Origin of the sequence: Flavobacterium sp. (assembly GCF_044368625.1) — a bacterium.
GTDB lineage: Bacteria > Bacteroidota > Bacteroidia > Flavobacteriales > Flavobacteriaceae > Flavobacterium.
Window position 1 is genome coordinate 1 of sequence record NZ_JBIPPD010000037.1, and the last position, 20,350, is coordinate 20,350.

13 protein-coding genes and 1 pseudogene are annotated in these 20,350 nt (G+C 36.9%); 1 reads left to right on the top strand and 13 read right to left on the bottom strand.

The window, feature by feature from the left end:
* Window positions 1–107: 107 nt before the first annotated feature.
* The 8 genes from ACIQ2X_RS04710 to ACIQ2X_RS04745 form a co-directional block, all read right to left on the bottom strand.
* A complete protein-coding gene (locus ACIQ2X_RS04710) occupies window positions 108–701 on the bottom strand; it encodes a hypothetical protein (RefSeq protein ID WP_396177753.1) in 594 nt (197 codons plus the stop codon).
* Window positions 702–712: 11 nt separating this feature from the next.
* Entirely contained in the window at window positions 713–1,426 is a 714-nt protein-coding gene (locus ACIQ2X_RS04715) for a hypothetical protein (RefSeq protein WP_396177754.1), read from the bottom strand.
* 14 nt (window positions 1,427–1,440) lie between these two features.
* Window positions 1,441–2,127, bottom strand: a complete 687-nt coding sequence (locus ACIQ2X_RS04720) for a hypothetical protein (protein ID WP_396177755.1) — start codon at window positions 2,125–2,127, stop codon at window positions 1,441–1,443.
* A gap of 226 nt (window positions 2,128–2,353) precedes the next feature.
* On the bottom strand, window positions 2,354–3,364 hold the full coding sequence (locus tag ACIQ2X_RS04725; RefSeq protein ID WP_396177756.1) for an LLM class flavin-dependent oxidoreductase: 1,011 nt from the start codon (window positions 3,362–3,364) through the stop codon (window positions 2,354–2,356).
* A 131-nt stretch (window positions 3,365–3,495) separates the two neighbouring features.
* Window positions 3,496–3,630, bottom strand: coding sequence for a T9SS type A sorting domain-containing protein (locus ACIQ2X_RS04730; protein WP_396177765.1), 135 nt, complete (start codon window positions 3,628–3,630; stop codon window positions 3,496–3,498).
* Window positions 3,631–3,667: 37 nt separating this feature from the next.
* Complete coding sequence (locus ACIQ2X_RS04735) at window positions 3,668–4,150, bottom strand: hypothetical protein (RefSeq protein WP_396177757.1); 483 nt, start codon at window positions 4,148–4,150, stop codon at window positions 3,668–3,670.
* A 6-nt stretch (window positions 4,151–4,156) separates the two neighbouring features.
* A complete protein-coding gene (locus ACIQ2X_RS04740; RefSeq protein ID WP_396177758.1) occupies window positions 4,157–5,545 on the bottom strand; it encodes a restriction endonuclease subunit S in 1,389 nt (462 codons plus the stop codon).
* Window positions 5,545–7,764 (bottom strand): restriction endonuclease subunit M, encoded by a 2,220-nt coding sequence (locus ACIQ2X_RS04745; RefSeq protein ID WP_396177759.1) that lies wholly within the window; start codon window positions 7,762–7,764, stop codon window positions 5,545–5,547. Before ACIQ2X_RS04745 ends, ACIQ2X_RS04740 begins: the two co-directional genes overlap by 1 nt.
* A 358-nt stretch (window positions 7,765–8,122) precedes the next feature.
* On the opposite strand from ACIQ2X_RS04745, the gene ACIQ2X_RS04750 reads away from it, so the two are divergent.
* Complete coding sequence (locus ACIQ2X_RS04750; RefSeq protein WP_396177760.1) at window positions 8,123–8,848, top strand: hypothetical protein; 726 nt, start codon at window positions 8,123–8,125, stop codon at window positions 8,846–8,848.
* A gap of 512 nt (window positions 8,849–9,360) precedes the next feature.
* Here ACIQ2X_RS04750 and ACIQ2X_RS04755 read toward each other — a convergent pair.
* The 5 genes and pseudogenes from ACIQ2X_RS04755 to ACIQ2X_RS04775 all read right to left on the bottom strand — a co-directional run.
* Complete coding sequence (locus ACIQ2X_RS04755) at window positions 9,361–15,780, bottom strand: choice-of-anchor L domain-containing protein (RefSeq protein WP_396177761.1); 6,420 nt, start codon at window positions 15,778–15,780, stop codon at window positions 9,361–9,363.
* An 88-nt stretch (window positions 15,781–15,868) separates the two neighbouring features.
* The gene (locus ACIQ2X_RS04760) at window positions 15,869–17,080 is read right to left on the bottom strand and encodes an NAD(P)/FAD-dependent oxidoreductase (protein WP_396177762.1); all 1,212 of its coding nucleotides are present in this window, start codon (window positions 17,078–17,080) and stop codon (window positions 15,869–15,871) included.
* The gene (locus ACIQ2X_RS04765) at window positions 17,077–17,763 is read right to left on the bottom strand and encodes a glycerophosphodiester phosphodiesterase (RefSeq protein ID WP_396177763.1); all 687 of its coding nucleotides are present in this window, start codon (window positions 17,761–17,763) and stop codon (window positions 17,077–17,079) included. The genes ACIQ2X_RS04760 and ACIQ2X_RS04765 overlap by 4 nt, the downstream gene beginning before the upstream one ends.
* 186 nt (window positions 17,764–17,949) lie before the next feature.
* Window positions 17,950–18,462 (bottom strand): hypothetical protein, encoded by a 513-nt coding sequence (locus ACIQ2X_RS04770; protein WP_396177764.1) that lies wholly within the window; start codon window positions 18,460–18,462, stop codon window positions 17,950–17,952.
* A 64-nt stretch (window positions 18,463–18,526) separates the two neighbouring features.
* Window positions 18,527–20,350, bottom strand: a pseudogene (locus ACIQ2X_RS04775) (hypothetical protein); the annotation flags it as partial.

Below are 20,350 nucleotides of genomic sequence, written 5' to 3' on the forward strand. Positions count from 1 at the left end.
AACTAATGAAAAAATTAAACAAGTAGAATTATCAATTAATAACAGACCTATTAGAAAATTCAATTATCTTAGTCCAATTGAAACTCTAAATAATAAGTTTGTTGCACTTATGAATTGAACACAGCATCCATTCCATTAACGCGAAGTATCAGCCGTGTTTTCATGTTCAAATCATTCGAAGGTATTTTGCGAAATCTTCCACTAATCTTTAGTAAATAAGTCCCTGATGTTCCTACAGTCATCGGAAATCCAGAGGATAAAATAGCTGCTCCTTCTACTCCAGATACTAAGCCCGGGGCCATAGTTACCTCAACACGACTAAAATTAGAATTACTATCAGTTTCTGCACTACCTCCACCAGTAGGCGTATTAATTTCTCCACCTGCTACAAGAGGTTGTGCTACTAAGAACACCCTATTTGGAATAACGACTTCACTTTTTTGTAAAAGCCATTCGCCATCAATATGAATATAATGTGCATGAACGTCTGTGTCATAAACCATCAATCCATTTGCAGGAGAAACAATGGCTAATTTCTGAGCAGTAGTCATCCTTGGAAATAAAATTCCTTTATTCGTACCATTTACGTCGAGAACCGCACTTGGATGGGGTGTATTTGTGTTCATCCCTACTTGTGCAAAAGCTGTGTTTCCACCTAAAATGAGTACAACCGCTAGAATAATTTTTTTAGTGTTTTTCACAATTGTATCTATTAGAACAAATCAATATATTTAATTATCACCATCGGTCCTACAACCCTAATAGTCGTTGTATTCGGATTCCCTTGCCCATATTTGTAATACGAAAAATTAAACTCATTACCTTGATAAATATTTAGTATGCTCTTGCAAAAGTAATTGATGTCGGACGGATAAGATCCAGGCGCTTCTCTTACACAATTTGCGCCATTCAATCCCAATACCTCTCCAAAAGATACGCTCTGTACAACATTTATTCCGTCCAATCGACTTACTGTTCCCACCATCGTAATTTCAAATTTGCCCGATTTGAGAAAACGAACAACACCAGAGCCTGTATGTTCAACCACTCCATCAGGGTTAAAAGTTATAGTAACACCCCCCGAAGCTTTTGATGCATTATCCGCTCCCGCAATTCCTGTAATATCATCAAAAGTTAATATTGCCGCAATTCTGGAAGTCATTTCCCGTTCACCTGGATAACAGTCCCAAGAACCGCTTTTATAAATCATCAAACATTTTCTGTCATTGTCATAAACTTGCAAACCACTAGCAGGATTAACAATTGCCAAGCGTTGTGCTGAACTCATCCTAGGTAATAAAACGCCTTTTTGATTGGACTTAATATCAATAATGGCCGATGGATCGGGTTCTGTATTTCCAATTCCTATTTGCCCAAATACAACTGCAGAAAAGAGCAGAAAGACGAAAATTATACTTGATTTCAAAATATGTTTTGTGTTTAGTTATTTACGATTTTTACAATTGACAATATAGTGTCAAGAAAAACAAGATTCATCCCCTGTGCACTTCCATCCACGTTTTGACCCCAAACTGTGAGTTTATCACCAATTTGAAAAGACAACGGTGGAAATGTTACACCTACATTTGTCCCATTATTAACTGTATATACCTGCCCAATTGACTCATAACACGATGCGATATCACTGCCGCCCTTTCTCAAAATATACCTACCAGTAATGGGGTTGGGATTAGAACTTCCCCTCAAAATAAAACCAGTGAGCTCAATCGTGTAAAGACCATTTTCTAAAATTTTGATAGCATCTACTCCACTAACTTCAGCATACGTAGCATCGTTAGATGTAAAAACCTGACTCACTGGAGTCATTTTTATAGCTGATAATTGTGGACCCGTTCCGCCAGGGTTTCCAAACTCATATACTTGATAATAGGCATTGAAATTCTCAGAAAAAGACTCTTGCCAAGTGGTGCCGTTAAAAAAATATTTGGTTTGCGATGATGTTGAAAAAATCTCTAAACCTTCTGCAGGATCAGGAATCACATCACGCTGAAAGGTTGTCATTCTGGGTATTAGTAATCCTTTGCTATCTGAAGAGATGTCTAAAACTGCCGAACGATGGGGAGCATTAGTACCAATACCAACTTGTGAAAATACTGGACATGCCAATAAAAAAAAATAAACAGTATGAGTAGATTTTGCTTCATAGTAAAATGACTTAGATTAACGTTATTTAGATAAAAATCTAATTATTAATTATTTACTACAAATATACTGTATTTAAAATGTCATTTCATTAAAAGATATGTGTTTTTTTTAAGAAATGTTTAATTATGAGTTCCCACAGTTGAAATCCAAAAAGAAACTTTTAATGAAAAATTGTCAAAAAAAACATCTATACATCATACACAGCGTTTTCAGACACAACTTCTTTCAAAATTTCCAAAGATTCAAACCTCTTGACCTCATCAAATAAATAATTCGTTACCATCAATTCGTCAATTTTCGTAGCATCAATAAACCCAGAAAGATTTTTTTGTAAGGTTCTTTTGTTGCCAATAAAAGTACAAGCCAACATATTTTCGACCATCGCTCGTACTTCAGGAATTTGATACGAATCGGGTAAAGTCCCAGGCGATTGAAGCGGACTTCGTGCATTGGTTACAATTCCAGTAAACATCCGTACCAAACTTGTAGCTTGGAATTGTGCCTCCTCATCGGTTGCAGCACCAATCACATTTACACAAGCCATAACATACGGTTTTTTCAATTGTTTGGAAGGACGGAAGTTATTACGATAAATGGCAATAGCAGGTCTAAATTGTGCCGGTGCAAAATGAGCAGCAAACGCATACGGCAAACCCATTTGGGCGGCTAAATAAGCACTATCGGTACTGGAACCCAATATCCACAGCGGCACCTCTAAACCTTCGGCAGGAAATGCCCGAACCGTTGCCGAACTGTTTTCTAAACAAAAATACTTCTGTAATTGTTGTACATCCGAAGGAAAAGCATGCGAAGTATCTCTTGCATTTCGGCGTAAAGCCATTGCCGTATTTTGATCGGTTCCGGGAGCGCGTCCCAATCCCAAATCAATGCGGTTGGGATACAATGTTGCCAAAGTGCCAAACTGCTCGGCAATGACCAGCGGACTGTGATTGGGCAACATTATTCCGCCTGAACCTACACGAATTTTATTGGTTTGCTCAGCAACGTGACCGATTAATAAAGAAGTCGCTGCCGAAGCGATGTGTTCCATATTGTGGTGTTCCGACATCCAAAATCGTTCGAAACCCAAATGCTCGGCGTGTTTTGCCAAACGAACGGTTTCCTGAATGGCAGTTAATGCCGTACCGCCTTGTTTTACCACAACTAAATCTAATATCGAAAGGGAAATATTTTTCATCTTACAAAATTAGCGAAGAATCATTATTTACTATCATAACAATCTGCCAAAGATGTACGGCTGTAAACTCAACAAAAAAATCCCGACTGCTTATAACAACAATCGGGACTTGTATAAAAACAATTTCTGCTTTATTTTATAATCAATTTTCGTATTTGTTTCAAATTGGTTTCAGTGGTAATTTCAATCAAATAAACCCCTGTAGCCAAATCGTTCACCGGAATGCTTACTTGTTGAGCGTTATTTCCTGAAACTGTTTTGATTATTTTTCGATTTTGAGAATATTGTACCTACATCAGAAATTTAGTAGTTAAGACTGACAAAACTTCTTTTAAGATTATATCCCAAAAAAGCGCTGTCGGAAGAAGTGGAAACTACTTCCAATTTACCTTTTACAATTTCATAACGTAAAATGATTGTTTTGAGGTTTACATCAAAACTTATTGTATAGGCTTCTTTGATTGTTGGAATGTGAGTTAAACACTCTTTTAGTTTTTTAAGCGTTTGATTTTTTCCTCTGTCTGTTCGCTCAACTTCTGCAATAAAAACTATTTTTAAGGTTTTAGCATCGAAGATAACAAAATCGATATTATGGTTTGCAGTAAATTTTTTGTCATTATATAATGTACCGATTTGACTAATTGAAATTTCGGATAATACTTTATACTCTGAATTTTTTAGTTTTTTTCGAGCATAAAAAATTAAATCTGATATGATGTATTGGTGTGGTAGCACGTTTCCTGGCCCGGCAAGTTTACCACTCTCCATTTTTTTTTTAATTGGCATACTATTTTAGTTTAAAAGTAAATTTTCTATTTCTATATTGGCTTGTTGTAACGCAAGTTTTGATTTGTCTTTAAGTGCTTGGGCTTGTTGGCGAATTGCTGAAATGTGATTGGCTATTTCTATTTGTTTTTCTAATGGTGGTACCGGTATTTTAATTTTCATAATATCAGTTTCGCTTATGTTTGGTTGTGCTCCGCCGTTTGAATTTCTTAAAATAATACTTTGAAATACCTTTAAATTCAATAAGTTCATTAAATAGATAGAATTAATATTAGTAGTTTTAATAATGCCATTTCTTTGATTTAATAATGATTTTTCGTCAAGGTCATAAATTCCAACTTTACCAATGGTTGCCCCTGTCATTGCTATCAACAAATCATCTTTCTTTATTTGGAAATCCTCATAAATTTCATAAAACTCATCGGGTAAATAAGTAGTATTTTTAATGTCTATTTGATTTTGACGAATGTTTTTAATTGTAATGAGAATACAATTTGAATCATCAACATAATCTGTTGATTTAAAAGCGTAACCTGGTTGAAAACTTGTGTGATTTTTAATTACAGAGTATTCATACTTTCCATTTTCAAATGAATTAAATACATCTTTAAAATAAATTCTATGAAAATTTGGATCAAAACGACTACTTGATAACTCCTTTAATGAAGTTGTGAACATTCTACTTTGCAAAGTGTTTTCTTTCTGAATTGGTAATATTACACCTAACTCGTTTAACAAATAATCATCTATACTTGCTAATAGTTTTTCTGCTTCGGCTTCGTTTTGTTTTTTTTGTTCATAAACTTTTTGCATTATGAAGTTTATTTTATTTTCTTCTTCTGGCTTTAGAATTGGAATTAGTAAACGTTCAATATCTTCAGTTTGTAATCGAGGTAAAGTATTCCCAGACATTAAAAATTTAGTTTGATTAACAACAATATTTGTTCTTAAAAAGTTTGCTAAATATTCATTACTTACAATTTTACTATCTAAAACGTGAAATTCCGTTGAACATACGCCATCAAATTCTGTATAATAAACTTTGTTTAGATAAGGTCTTAATTTTGGGAATAAAACTTGCCCTTTTTTAAATATTATTGCACTGCTAATACTTTCTTTTTCAGTTGTTGAAATATAAGTTCCTGTATTACTTTCTATGTTTTCAAGACCTACATATGGTAAATCTAAAGGTATTTCTTTGACTAAATTTTTATTGAAATTTGAAACAAATTTTAAATTTTCAAGCTTATTACCTGATTTTTTTAAGCCTTGAATTACATTTCGAATTTCGACACGATATGAATTAGGGTCAAAACGTTTGTCTATTTCACTTTTTTGTAAAATAAATACTCGGTTTGGATTAAGTTTATTGTTTGTTAGTTTGTAGGTACTCATTATTTTTCAGTGTTATTAATGTGTACTATAAATTTTTCTAACTCTGAACCAATTTCTACAAGTTCGTTATTGTTGGTGTTTCGTCCTGTAGCATCATAACCAATATCTTCGGCAATTGCCATAAAAATGGGGTAGTCGTCTAAGATGTTTTGTTTTTTGGTATAATATCTTTCGGTCATTTCGTCTTTCAACAAATTGATTTGTTCTGTGCAAGTTTGTTGTAATTTAATTTTATCGTTTTTTATGAACGCGTTTAGATCTGCTTTGTTAAAGTTTGGGTTGTGTAGTTTTGCTTGTCGTTCTAATTCTTTGATGGCAAGGTTTTTTGTTTTCTCGAAATGTTCTACATTTTTTACAAAGTCGTTTTCGGCTTTTAGGTCGATTTTAAGTTTGTTTTTTTGGTTGTTTATTTTTTGGGTTTGTTTGGTTTGGTGTTTTCGCAAAAACATAACCGAACTTTTCACACCAGCACCTGTAGCACTAAATGCAGTTTGTGGCATTGAAACAATTGCCACAATGCGAAAAGTTTCTTCGATATTATCTCGCACATATTGCATAGAGCTGTTTGTCAGAATACCGTCTGGAATAACTACGGCAAGATACCCGCCTTCAACTAGAAATTTATGACATTGCTCGATAAAAAGTACTTCCGTAGATTGGCTATCACGTTTTGTGATTTTGTTAATTTCGGATTTAATATCTAACCAATCGGTTTCTTTGTTACCCAACTGATACAAACCTAAATAGGCTTTTTCGGTTTGTTTTACTGAACTTCCAAAAGGGGGATTGGTTACAATAAAATCGAAAGAATTGTAACGGAAATCTTTATGACCTGTAAAACCTTGAATGGTGTTGCGGTTGTGTGCTTCTCGTTTTTCAAATTCCTCTTTGGTTTCTGACGATTTTGGTTCGATGTAATCGCCACCAAAAAGTCCATCACAAGCAATAACGTTTGTGTGTCCGTCGTCGTGAATAATCATATTCATTTTGGCAGTTCGTGCAATTTGATTGTTTATTTCAATTCCGAAAAGATTTTTTTCGGCAAAGTTGTGCCAATGTTTGTGGTGGTCTTTTTCCTCTTTGATTGGGTCGAAATACTCATCGGCTTGCTTTCGAACTTTGTCAAGAGCGTGCAAAAGAAAACCGCCACTTCCGCAGGAAGTGTCAAGAACTCTTGATTTGTGATTGATTGGTAAACTGTCGACGATGAATTTTACTATAGGTCGAGGTGTAAAATATTGTCCAAATTCTCCTCTAAAAAACGAACCCATAAATGTTTCAAAGGCTTTGCCTTTGCTATCAAGGTCAGTTTTATTAAGATTTATTCTCTGAAAATATTTTACAATTGTTACTGTTTCGTTGTCGGTAAGTTTTAGACCTTCAGAGAAAACTTCGGGTGCTTCTTTCTCGCCAATAGCATATATTTTTTTTATACGAATTAGTAAATCTTCGGGTTTTTCGTCTCTAAAAATTTGAAAATCATAAGGTTCTCCGTTTTTTCGTGGATGTTTTTCGTCCCAAATTTTGCAGAAAATAAGTTTGTCTAATTCGTCAAATGCTTCACTTGGATTTCTTGAACCCCCGCCCCAAAGAGCTTGATGAGATTGGATGAAAATTTTGGTAAGTTCGCTTTCTGAAACTACTTGAAGTTCAAAAAACTTTTGTGTTACGTTTGCAGATGGTTCTGCAACTTGATTAAATTCTTGTTCTATTTGTGAAAAACCACCTTTTACGTATTTATATGGAGCCAATTTGTCGATACCAAATTGCGGAATGTCTGGAATTTCAATTCTGCTTTTGGGTCTTTCGGTTGGAACTTCGTAGTACTGATTTTTAATTCTTGATGTTGTCCAAACATATTTTGCACCTTCGGCAACCGCATAACTGTATGCTTGGTCAACAGCTGTGTTAAATTGCTGGTCAGTTAATTCTTCTTTTTTGCACTCGACTACAATATGAGTGCTGTGACACTCATCATCGTTGTAAACAATTATATCCGCTTCTTTGGTTTCTGCCCCCATTTGGACAGAAACAAATTGTTTTATCCTTTTTACGGAATACCCATAAATTAATACTAAGTTTAAAAAGGTTTCCGCTTGAACTTTTTCTTCGGGATTGTTGTAATTACGTTTTTTGTTTTGATGAATGTATGTTATAAAATCTCTTTCATCATCAAATTTTATTAATCCCTTTTCAATTCCGAGTTCTATTAAATTCATTGTATTCAAATAATGTTTAGGTCGTAAAGATAGTCTTTAAAGTGAAAATCTTTTATGGTTTTTAATGTTCGACAAAGTGTAATTTATAGTTTTTTTGCGGTTTGTGTAGTTCTCGGGTATCATCTAATACATCGCTAAAGTTACCGTAAAACGAAAATACCAAAAAAAATCCCGACTGCTACAACAACAATCAGGACTTTTTATAAAAATTATGACAAAATCATCCCGTAACAGTCCATATTTCCTCCCACCCCCAAAATTTCTATAAATAATGAGCTACAAATTTTAACACCAATAACACATTGAAATCATTTTTTTATTATTTTTGAGGTATTATCAACACCTTAACAATTTTAATATGGCATCAACAGCTGAGTCAGGACACGCCAAGAATGTGTCCAATTTCCAAGTATTAATTGAGTTTGTTACAGGATATGGTGCAACCTATAACCCATCCAAAAACATTCTAAAACTTCCTCAACTACTAACTTTAAAATCTACCGCCGAAGAAGCATTGTCGGACGTACTCAAAAAAAACACAAACTACAACACCAAGGTCAATGAACGCAGCGAGTCATTTAGCGGCCTTAAAGGCTTATCTACAAGGCTAGTCAACGCTTTAGCCACAACAGAAGCATCAACCGCAACTATGAATGATGCCAAGGGTTTTAACCGCAAGATGCAAGGCAAAAGAGCTTCTTCAACACAAAGCCCAATAGATCCACAAGCAGAAGCACCTAAATCAATTTCAACAAGTCAGCAGTCCTACGACCAGCTCATTGAACACTTTTCAGGTTTAAAATCGGTTTTAGAGCAAGAGCCAAGCTACACACCCAACGAAACAGACTTAAAACTAGCCACAGTGCAAGCCACTATCGCCAAGCTTAAATTAAAAAATAAGGAAGTAGCAAAAGCATATACTAGCGTAAGCAACGCCCGAATATCACGAGACGAAGTATTGTACCAAAGCGAAAACAGTATTGCAGAAACAGCCGCAGAAGTAAAAAAATATGTCAAATCAGTTTTTGGTGCCACAAGCCCTCAATTCAAACAAATAAGCGGCATAAAATTCACAAAAAAATAATAAATACGCTTATCACATAACCCCAAAACAAAAAGACTTATTGCCCAAACAATAAGTCTTTTTATTTATACGTATGTCCAAATCCAACTTCACCAATTACTAACAAACCACACAATTATCAAAAAATCAAACACAGCTTATTGGAAAGAATTTCAGCATCCCCAAATGTAAATACACTGTCCCCATTTAGATATTTACCTATACCATTTAGATGTATTGATATACAATCTAAATAGATACAGTCCAAATTTAGAAATACCTCTTACTAATTTAGAAATATAGCTTTCCTATCTAGAAATATACCTTCCTCATTTTAATTTATAGTTATCCCATTTTAATTTATTCCTTGCTGATTTAGAAATCTAAAATTCTATTCTTATTGCCACCAATCTTGACGTAAATTTATTAAAATAATTTTTTAGACTTTGCTCTTATATCTGAAATAACCACTTTCAAAAAAAAATCCCGACTGCAACCGCAATCGGGATTTCTTGAATCAATTCTTCACCACTTTATTCTACAATAAACTTTCTGGTTTGTTTTAAATTGGAATCCGTTGTAATTTCTATCATGTACACTCCGGTAGACAAATTACCCACATTGATCGCAATTTGTTGTAGACTGTTACCCGAAACGGTTTGAATGGTTTTACCAATCATATCATAAATAGTGATTTTTGCCAAACTCTCATTGGTGTCTTTCAAACTCACGTTCAAAAGGGATTTTGTAGGATTTGGATACAACAGAATATTATTGATTGAAAACAATTTTGTGTTCAAACTAATTTCAAACTCCGACATAAAGGTGTTCGTAATAATAGGCGGATTGGTGTCGAAATAAATTTCAGCAAAGTTCGGAATGATGTCTCCCACCTGAAAGCCTGGTTTTACTTTAATTTTGAAAGTCAAATAACCGTTACTCAAGGCTTCGTCTTGAATCAGACTTGGAAGGTTGATTCCTGGGAATTTCCAAACCAATTGATTGCCTACGCGTTCCAACTGATAATAATGACTGGCACTTACCATTCGCAAACTTTCTTCGTCCAATTGTGCATCAAGTACATCTTCAATTCGGATATTGATGGCATTGGTCGTTCCCGTGTTTTGAAAACGGATTGTGTAAAATAAATAATCATTTTGCGTAAACGTGTTGAAATCCAACTTTTCGCCGTGGGCTTCCATTTTATCATTTGGATCGTAAGAAGCGACAACGGTTTGTAAAATACCAAACGTGTTATTGTCTGTATTGATGTCGTTGATGGGTGCCGAAATCTGAACGCTACTGGATAAAATATCTCCAATATTGGTTACCGGAATCGACGGAACATCCAAAGCAATATCAAACGAACGTGTTTCGAAAGGTGCTAAGTTTGCAAAATTGTATGTAAAACCAGTTGGTGTCATTGCAACACCACTTTCTGCAACAGAAACAGTTACCGCATCGTCTTTGGTGTAAGTAATCATACCGGAAGTCACAGCTGTTCCTAAATTTTGGTACACTACTTTATTCAAATAAGTAAATCCTGCCACCGGCTGACCCACAGGTATGAGTGAAACCGTAACATCATTGTATCCTTGTGTTTGCGAAATGGGGAAATATAAAGTTTGTGTACCACTTCCTACTGCAATACTAATATTGTTGTAACTCGTTGTACCAGCCGAAAAATAAGTTGCATATTCAGGGTGCACGTTGAACGTAAAATCATAGCTATTTGTCGGATTTTGGTCAAAAACAAGGGATGTTCCTATGGGCGAAGATAAATTATGAATAGCTCCCTCATCGTTTAATAGGTATTGGAAAGCTCCGTATGTAAAATTCGCTTCCGACTCTTCTTTAATGCCATTATTATTAGTGTCATGAAATGCGACTAATTTTATACGATCTAAGCAATTTTCTTCTCCAGGATTAAAACTTCCGCCTTGCAAAAATACCGCAGAATCATACGCCGTATCGTTGTAATCAGCAATGACCATCTTGATATGATATGAATTTCCCGGAATTACAGTTGCACCAGCGGTCATTGGAACAGTAATTCCGTTGAAATTGATAGGAGCGGCCAGCACCCCCGTTGGATTGGCATAATAATTTCCAAAATAAGCCAAGTTACTTGAGGGACAACTGGTATTGTATTGACTGTCTCTAATATTAAAAATAGTCACAGGGACGTTTGTACCAGGAAGCACCGCTAAATTTACGGGTGGTGTTCCTGTTGTTAAATTAGTTAAAATAAAAGCAAAAGCATCGCTAAATCCGCATTGAAACGTTCCATATTCTTCTGACGCAAACAAAAAGTTAAAATTTATTTGATCGGTTACTGCAACAAAATCAAATTCTAATTTAGTAGCATTGTTCAATGTTCCCGTTACTGGAGGAGTTTGTGCTGCTAAAATAGCCGACAAATCTGCATCGCCACCTGCACCACCACCCGAAAGAATGGTAGTATTTGGCCCTACTACTGCTGCTGCGTTACCTGTTGAAAGAATAATTCCCTGCTCAAAAGGAAAACCAGAAAGTCCTTTGTTAAAATAACCAATACCATTTGTTGCATCAGTGGTTCCCGTTGACCAAGTAATATTGGCAATCGTGCTACAAGGGTTATTAATTAAAACTTCATTTACCAATTGCGGCACAGTATATTGTGTAGTATTTGCAATAATGGGTGGCGCCACAGTTCCCAGACATATCGTAAACTGAATATCTTCTGCGAATAGTGAGTTTGACCAAACACGTAATTTATAAGTCGTTCCAATTATTAAATTTTGTAACACAGTTTGATTGGTACTGTTGCAAGAAATAAAAGTTAAACTTTCACAATCACCAGAATGCAATGAACTGTTCAAAGCTGTTGCAGTTCCCACAATATTTTGAAAGGTAATAACATGTGAGGGACTTGTAGCTACAAAACTATACCATATGTCATCATCTTCAGCACCTGGACAAGTACTTGTTTGCGAAGAAGCAGTAGCTCCAGTTAGAGAGGCTGTTACCGTTTGAGCACAATCTATACCAGTATTTATTAGCAAAGGAATTGCATTGACACATTCGTCGTTAGGTACGGGAAGAGGGGTTGAAATACTGAGATCAAACGTAGCCGATTGATTTACATTATTTCCGTTTGTATACACTCTGATTTTATACATTTGACCAATCACAAAGTTGTTTAATACTCCGGTATTGACATTCGTAGCACTACAAAAAAGTTGTGTCATCGTGGAACAGTCAGCTCCTGAATAAACTGCAAATCGAATAGCAGTGGTTGTCCCAACAATATTATTTAATTTGATAATATGAAAAGCATTTGTAGCTACAAAACTAAACCACACATCATCATTTTCACTTCCAGGGCAAGTAGAAATTTCGGCAGAAGCCGTTCCACCTAATGTGTTTCCTGAAACCGTTTGTAAAATTTCTGGTGTAGGATTTACAGGAACAGAAATTGCATTGGCACACTCGTCATTCAATGGCTTGGTTATAAATGTTGCAGGATTTAAAATTGTCCAAGTACTAATGTCACTCGCCGAACAAATGGCACGAACATAATACGAATATTTTGTACTTGGCGTTAAACCTGTTATTGAAAAATTAGTATTGGCGTTGGCCAAATAATAATTATTCACTCCCGTCATTAAAGGCGCTCCGTTAACTGGTGCTGCAGCTCCTTCTTCTGTTACATAAACTTCCCACTGGGTTGCACTGCCTACTTCTGTCCAGCTCAAAAGTGCTGAAGCTGGAGAAACCGTATTGACTAATAAATTGGTTGGCTTAGGGCAAGTGGGTGGTGTGCAATTTTCTAACGTAGTATCGGCAAACAAGACGGATAAAGGCGTTCCTTGTCCGGGAAGTTTTGTATAAATAATATCTTGAAAAGGGTTTATGATGGCTACTCCTATTTCTTGAGGCAAAGCACCGGCTTCACTCCAATACAAATCAAAAGGAGCGTTATTACAAATTTGTACCGAAATTCCATTTGGATTATTAACGCCGCCTGTGCCCAAAGTAGCAACTACCACTCCATTTTGTCGTACTTGGATTCTTCCTCCGTTCCAATTGTTATTAGTAGTGTTTGAAAGTAAAAATTTATAGGTACAGGTTTCAGATGTGCTGCATACTAAAGTGCTGAACAATTGTGAAGCCGTCCAATCGCTTTTTGCTGTATTCGTACAGACCGTTCTGATATAACAGATGTAATTCGTGGCAGCCGTAAGATTAGTAAGCACAGTTGAAGGATTTCCTGTAACTGGAAGGATATAGGCGCCGTTTTCTAACACAGGGTTTGCCTCCGGAAGTGTAGCGGGAGCGGCTGCACTCGTTAACGGCATTACTAATATTTCCCATGCATTGTGTGATGGCAATCCCTCTACCCAAGTAAGATTTGCACTCGTCATTGTCGTTTGAGAAACAGCAACTTCCGAGGGGATGATGCAAGTATTTGTGCTAAAAATAAAAGGTCCTGTCCACAGACTTTTGTCATTTTCAGACTGACAAACTGAACGTACATAAAAATGATACATTGTAGCAGATTGCAACGTACTTATGGTAGTAGAAGCTGTAGTAAGATTAGTAAATAAGAAATCGTTTGGCCCAAGTATTGGATTTGATAATGGAAATTGAGGCTCCATCCCATTTGGAGCTGCTAAAAGTAATACTTCCCACTGTGTTGCAGAAGCGACTTCCGTCCATCCCAATTCTGCCGAATTTAATTCAATGCTAGACACCGTTTGGTTAGCGGGTTGCGGACAAGAAATTTCAGTTTTAAAAGTATAAGCCACGGACCAAGGTGAGTCTTCTGGATCACACTGAACTCTAACATAAACATCATAAAAGGTATCTGCAAGTAAACTATTTGGAGTAGGAATATTGAATAAAAAAGGTGCCGAACTTCCATTCATACCTGAATAACTTGGCGTTGTAGATGCTGTAGGTTGTGGAGCACCTGCCGCAACTATATAAATATCATAACCTACATTTTCAGTTCCTGCGGCATTCCAATTTATTGTTGCTCCATTAAAAGTAATTGCATTTACGCTTACATTGGTTGGAGCAACATTACACAAAGGAACCTCACAATCAACAATACTGCTATAAATGACACTGTTAACTGTTGAAGAATCTCCGTTAATCGTTGCGACTGTTTGTCCAAAAGAATTTACAACAGAAACAATACATTGTTGGGGTTGCGTTCCGGCTACACTCCAAAAAATATCAAAAGGTAAGTCATAGCATAGCGTTACTGGAACATCAACTGGACCAGCTCCTGCGTTATATGTACTCCCAATTGTTTGCAATACAGCCCCGTTTTGACGAATTTGCATTCTTGCACCATTCCATCCGTTGTTGGCTATATCCGTCATTCTAAAAATATAAGTGCATTGATCAACTACACCACATAATTGCGTATTGAAAATAAATGGTCCCGCCCAAGCACTGAATTCACCTGAAGCACATTCTGAACGTACCCAATATTGGTAAGCAGTACCTGAGGTTAAATCATTCACAACCAAGCCAGGATTAACAGATGTATATTGTCCCGAACCAGACGGAATCGGGCTTCCTTGTGGTTGCACCGCAATTTGATAACCCAGTACCGTTCCCAAAGGTGCAGTCCAAGTCAAGTTGGCTCCTGTTTGCGTAGTATTTGAAACCAATAAATTTGTTGGCTTATTTGCACAAGCTTCTTCTTGGATTAATAAATTATAGGCAATGGTTGAGGTTGGAAAACTGGAAGAAATCATAATAATATAACTACTTCCTTGCGTTACTGCATAATTTAAAATTCTTGGACTGTTAGTGGTATTTCCTATTGCCGCTAAACAAGCCCCAGTAGTTCCAGCACAGCTTGGATAAATAAACATCGAAGATCTAGTTTGAGTCGAATTTAATGTAAAACTCACTGATGTAGTTGCTGTGGCAGTATAACTGTAAAAAACATCGTTACCCGACTGATAATTAATTGTACCAGGAATACAACTCGAAAGTTGTGGTCCATTTAACGTATTGCCAAAATTAATTGTGTTGTCACTGGTTTGAAAAGGCAAGTTAGAAATTACAATAGGATCGGCACAACTGGCCCCAATTTTATACGTGCAAAAGTTATAAGGCCCCACCCAAGCGCTAGAATTTCCAACACCACACATCGAACGAACATAAAATTTATAACAAGTATTGGGACTTAATCCAGTCGCCAGCACTGAATTTGTTAGAGAACTAGAGGTTGGCACACCAGTAGGCGTCATATTTGAAGGCAAAAGTTCTACTTCATAACCATTCGACCCTATTAAACTTGCCCATCCTAACGTAGCAGTTGTAGCAGCTATATTATTTACAATTAAGTTTGTAGGAGTCAAACATTTCGATTTCACATTGATGTCGTCAATAATCCAACGATCTCCACCAAGAGCTCCAGTGGGCTGGGTATAAACACGCACAAAAGCAATGTATACATTTGACCCAATGGTTGAAACTGGAAAATCTACTATTTTTTCAGCTGCAATGTTGAAAATTGGGTTCAATTGATTCTCTGTCCATTGTTGCAAAACAATATAAGAAGCCAAATTATTTTGGGAAGTTCCCGTAGAAATTCGTATTTGATAAATCGTTCCGTTATCACCCGTGATAGTTTGTTTCGTCATAAAACGAAGTTCCCCATTAGCAGGGACCAACGTTGCAGGACTTATCAACCAGTCTTCAGAAGTATTTCCCTGACCAATTTCTTGACGGTTAATGTAAGCCGATTTTGTTCCGTTGATTACAACGGATGCATTATTTTGAATCGTCCAATTGGTCGATGATCCCACTCCATTGTCGGTAACAAGCCAACCCGCTGGAAACCCATCAGGCACTGTAACTGAAGCGTCTTCAAAATTTTGAGGAAACTGAGCATATCCAACAAAACAGCAAAAAATTGAGAATATTAAAAAAGTAATGTTCTTCATGATTGACTTTTTAAAGTTTATTTGTGTTTTTAAAATCCCAAATATAAACTAATTATCAATCGATTAACATAAATTAACAAGTAAATATTTAAAAAATTGCCTCACTCACAATAAACCCACTCGTCCATGCATTCTGAAAATTAAATCCACCTGTGATGGCGTCAATGTTTACAACCTCTCCCGCAAAATACAGACTATCAAACAATTTGCTTTGCATGGTTTTAAAATTGATTTCTTTGAGGTCAATGCCTCCTGCTGTGACAAATTCGTCCTTAAATGTGCTTTTCCCACTTACTTGGTAAGTACCTTCTGTGAGTTGTTCAGCCAAGTTATTCATCTGTAATTTGGATAAATCGGCCCACTTGGTTTCTGCAGGAATTCCTGAATGAACCACAATACTTTCCCACAATCGATTCGGAAAATCAAAGGGTGCTCTTTTGGCTATCTGCTTTTTAGCCTCCTCTTGTCTAAACTTTTTGAGTAATTCTTCGGCTTCCGCCAAATCCATATCGTTCAACCAATTGACCGAGATGGCAAACTGGTATTTTTTCTCTGCCAAAATTCGTGCACCCCAAGCTGAAAGTTTCAAAATGGCGGGTCCACTCAACCCCCAATGCGTGACCAATAAAGGTCCAGTGGCTTCCAATTTGGTATTTTTAACTTTTACCGTAGCCAAAGCCGAAACGCCAGGCAATTCTTTGATCCGCTTGTCGGTAATATTAAAGGTAAACAACGACGGAACTGCCGGAACAATGCTGTGCCCTAAACCTTCCAGCATTTCCCACATTTTGGGATTACTACCGGTGGATAAAACCAATTTGGTAGCCGTAAATTTATCGTGCTGCGTATCTATTTTCCAGAAATCTTCGGCTTTAAAAAGCGATTGTACACTCTGACTGGTCAAAATTTTAATTCCCGATTTCGAAGCTGCATTCATAAAACAGTCGATAATGGTTTGTGAAGAATTAGAAACGGGAAACATCCTTCCATCTTCCTCAATTTTCAATTCCACGCCATGTTTTTCAAACCATTCAATCGTATCTCCCGAACAAAATTGATTAAAAGGTCCTTTCAATTCTTTTTCTCCACGCGGATAAAACTTTACCAATTCGTTGGGATCAAAGCAAGCGTGCGTTACATTGCATCGTCCGCCACCCGAAATGCGAACTTTGGTCAGTACTTCTTTGCCCCGTTCCAAAATGGCGACTTTCAACTTTGGGTTTTTCTCCGCAATATTGATTGCCGTAAAAAATCCAGCTGCTCCACCTCCCACACATATTACATCAAAATGCTGACTCATATTCGATCTAAATAATCCGTTATAATTCCGTTGACACCCAAGTCTTTTACACGTTCAATATCCACCGGCTCATTGACCGTCCACGTGAAAATTTGATACCCTTTTTTGCGGGTCAAAGCTACATTTTCTGGGGTTAATAAACTAAAATGTGGATGAATAGCTTTTGCAGCGTATCGATTTGCCCACTCCAAAGCCTGCTCCATGCTGGTTTGTGTAAGAATGCCTAACGGAATTTTAGCATTTATTTCGGCTACTTGAGCAATGAGTTGCTCCTCAAAACTCGAAACTATAAAATTTTGGTAGAGCAATCGGTTTTCTTTAACCCATTTACTGATGCATTCGCACACTTTTTGGGCGGTATTTGTGCCTTTCAATTCAATATTTATCAAATGATTTTTGGTAAAAAGCGTCAATACTTCCTCCAAAGTTGGTACCTGAAAAGTCGCATTGATTCGCAACACTTTCAATTCAGATAACGTTAAATCAGAAACGGCTCCCTTTCCATTCGTAGTTCGATCAACCGTAAAATCATGTATCACGATAAGTTCGCCGGATTTACAAGTATGAACGTCCAACTCGATTCCATCGGCGTTCATTTCCAAAGCTTTTTCGAAAGAAACTAATGTGTTTTCGGGTTCGTAACCTTTTGCTCCTCGGTGCCCGATTTTTAAGAATGAATTCATACTAATACACAATTGCAGTTGCGAAGGTACAAAATCCCATCTGACTGTACTGAAATCAATGCTGAAGTTTGGTCAAAAGCCTTAGCTTACATTTTGAAAATTCCTATTGCCTTCCTGTTTTTATTCTAGCAAAAAAAGCTGTTCTACTTTACGCAAAACAGCTTTTTAGTTTATTCATTTTAGTGCTTATGGTTTCCAAAAAGTCCAAACTTCTCCATTAAAAACAGCCAGTTGGTGCGATAACGTGTCGTATGCCATCATACCCGCTTCGGGATTGACAATGTTGAGATGAGGGCTTTCCATTTTTGGTAAAATCATCGCTTTGTCGCTGTCGGCTAGTACCAAAATTCCTGGGGTTAAATTAGAGGCACTATTGCCAATAATTACTTTGGCATTGCTGCTTTCTGCTACCCCGTCTTGAATAGAAGCATCTACTACACCGGTACGAATGCTTAAATCCCTCCAGGCAGCACCTTGCTTCACTTTTACTTTCTTGTCTGTAACATCATAAATAATTGTTCCCGGAACGGCATCTGATACGGCAGCTTCTGAATCAACCCATGGTAAAATGATACCTCTGTTACCTTCGGCAAACTCCAAACTGACATCGGTGTTTGTAACTAATTTCTTCCCTATGGCCCATTGCGAAAATCCGAGTGACGATACCATCGTGAATAGTACAATAAATATTTTTTTCATTTTTTAAAAAAATTTTAATTTCTAAAAGTTTAATCCCGTTTTGAAGTATTCTTTGAATAAATTATTACTGGCAAGATTGTGTTTCCATACAATACCAAGCAAAGCTTACACCATCAGTAGTCGTGTACACTTTCAAACAATTATTTGTAATGTCGTAAACCATCATACCCTCAACCGGTGCTGAAATTACAGGAGTACTTCCATCTGCTGCAACTGGTTGGTTACTGGCATTAAAACGAACCCTGTTTAAAACAAATCCTTTGGTTTTTGCTTCCAAAACAATCCAACCACTTTTTCTAACCGCTGGCCATTTGCTTGCCGTTCCCGCTCTATTTAAAGAAGTAATACCGGTTGCGGTGTCAAGACTGGATCCTGCATCTGGATCTAGAGCTACTGGCTGAAAGCAATTGATAATTGTTATTGTTGCTACTGCATTCATGCAATTTGCAGGATTCAACTTATCACATATTTTATAATCCAAGACATGCGTTGAAGCTTGGGTTCCTTGGGCTACTGTAAGTGTTCCATCGGGGTTTAAGGTAATTCCAATCGGCCAAACTCCTTCTTTGGCTACCGTTACATTATCCGGCGTTGCAGATCCTGCAGCTCCTCCATTAAAGGTATCATTTGACAAAAGGGAAATAGTAGTGCTTCCATCAGCTGGAGTAGTTAAATTATCTGATGAAACAGACATCGCAGGTGCAGCAACTGTAATTGTCGTTGAAGCACTATCACATTGTGTACCAGAAATTTTTTCGCATAATTGGTACGTGATGGTATACGTTCCTGCTGGTGTTCCTGTTGGAATAGAAACTACCCCAGTAGTTGTATTTAATGCAGGAATTGGAGCGCCAACGTAAGCTGGTGTTGCAGCGGTCGTAACTGATATTGCAACATTATTAGTAGTAGCCGATCCTGCAGCTCCGGCATTAAAGGTATCATTTGCTAAGACATTTCCTATATTCGCTATTCCGGTTACTGCTTGACTTCCAGTAGCTGAAAAACTGTCTGCAACTGCATCAACCGTTGGTGAAACGATTACTGTTGCAATTGCATTATCGCAACTAGTTGGAGCCAATTGTGCACAAATTCGATATTCTAAATTATAACTTGAAGCTGGTGTTCCCGAAGCGACACTAATCGTTCCGTTGGCATTTAATGTAAAACCAGCTGGCCAAGTACCCACTTGAGCTAAATTTACGTTGGTTGAATTAACTGAACCTGCAGTGCCACCGTTGTAAACATCATTTGCAAATACCGAAGTTGTAGTACCTCCATTAGCAGTACTCGTTAGGTTATCTGCAACAGCATCCACAGTAATGGGCATACTACCATCAGGATTGAGGCAAACAGCGCCCGTTGTAACTACCGTACATGCTGAACAAGCTCCAAAAACTACCGTTGAGGCCACATTAATTCCATTATTAAACATAGTGGAAGCGTTAGAATTGGCATTAGAACCATTAATTAAATTTAATCTACCTGTTACAGTTCCATTATTAATTGACGACTTTCCGTTAATAACAAATCTACCATAATTAGTACCTGATGCAGGACCTCGAAGATTTCCATCATTTTGAAAGGTACTTGTTAGTGTGAAATTTCCGCTGTTGTATACGTAAGAAGACCCACCTCCCAATTGGATACCTGCTCCGTTAAAGCTACCGTAATTTTCAAAAAAGGCTGTACTGGAACCAAAATTGATATTCCCAGTAGCCGTAAAAGATCCAATATTATAAATTTTACCCCCTTGAAGGTTAAAACCCGAGGTGGTAAATGTGCCACAATTAACATAAACCGAATTCGAGTTGTTATTAAAACGTGCATTTATGGTTAAACTAGAGGTATTTTTAAAATATGTAGTTCCTTGAATATTAATATTTCCCGA

Bases quoted from the DNA above. Each gene is read 5' to 3' on its own strand.
- ACIQ2X_RS04725 (WP_396177756.1), bottom strand. From the start codon at position 3,364: ATGAAAAATATTTCCCTTTCGATATTAGATTTAGTTGTGGTAAAACAA.
- ACIQ2X_RS04735 (WP_396177757.1), bottom strand. From the start codon at position 4,150: ATGCCAATTAAAAAAAAAATGGAGAGTGGTAAACTTGCCGGGCCAGGA.
- ACIQ2X_RS04755 (WP_396177761.1), bottom strand. From the start codon at position 15,780: ATGAAGAACATTACTTTTTTAATATTCTCAATTTTTTGCTGTTTTGTT.
- ACIQ2X_RS04745 (WP_396177759.1), bottom strand. From the start codon at position 7,764: ATGAATTTAATAGAACTCGGAATTGAAAAGGGATTAATAAAATTTGAT.
- ACIQ2X_RS04770 (WP_396177764.1), bottom strand. From the start codon at position 18,462: ATGAAAAAAATATTTATTGTACTATTCACGATGGTATCGTCACTCGGA.
- ACIQ2X_RS04750 (WP_396177760.1), top strand. From the start codon at position 8,123: ATGGCATCAACAGCTGAGTCAGGACACGCCAAGAATGTGTCCAATTTC.
- ACIQ2X_RS04765 (WP_396177763.1), bottom strand. From the start codon at position 17,763: ATGAATTCATTCTTAAAAATCGGGCACCGAGGAGCAAAAGGTTACGAA.
- ACIQ2X_RS04760 (WP_396177762.1), bottom strand. From the start codon at position 17,080: ATGAGTCAGCATTTTGATGTAATATGTGTGGGAGGTGGAGCAGCTGGA.
- ACIQ2X_RS04740 (WP_396177758.1), bottom strand. From the start codon at position 5,545: ATGAGTACCTACAAACTAACAAACAATAAACTTAATCCAAACCGAGTA.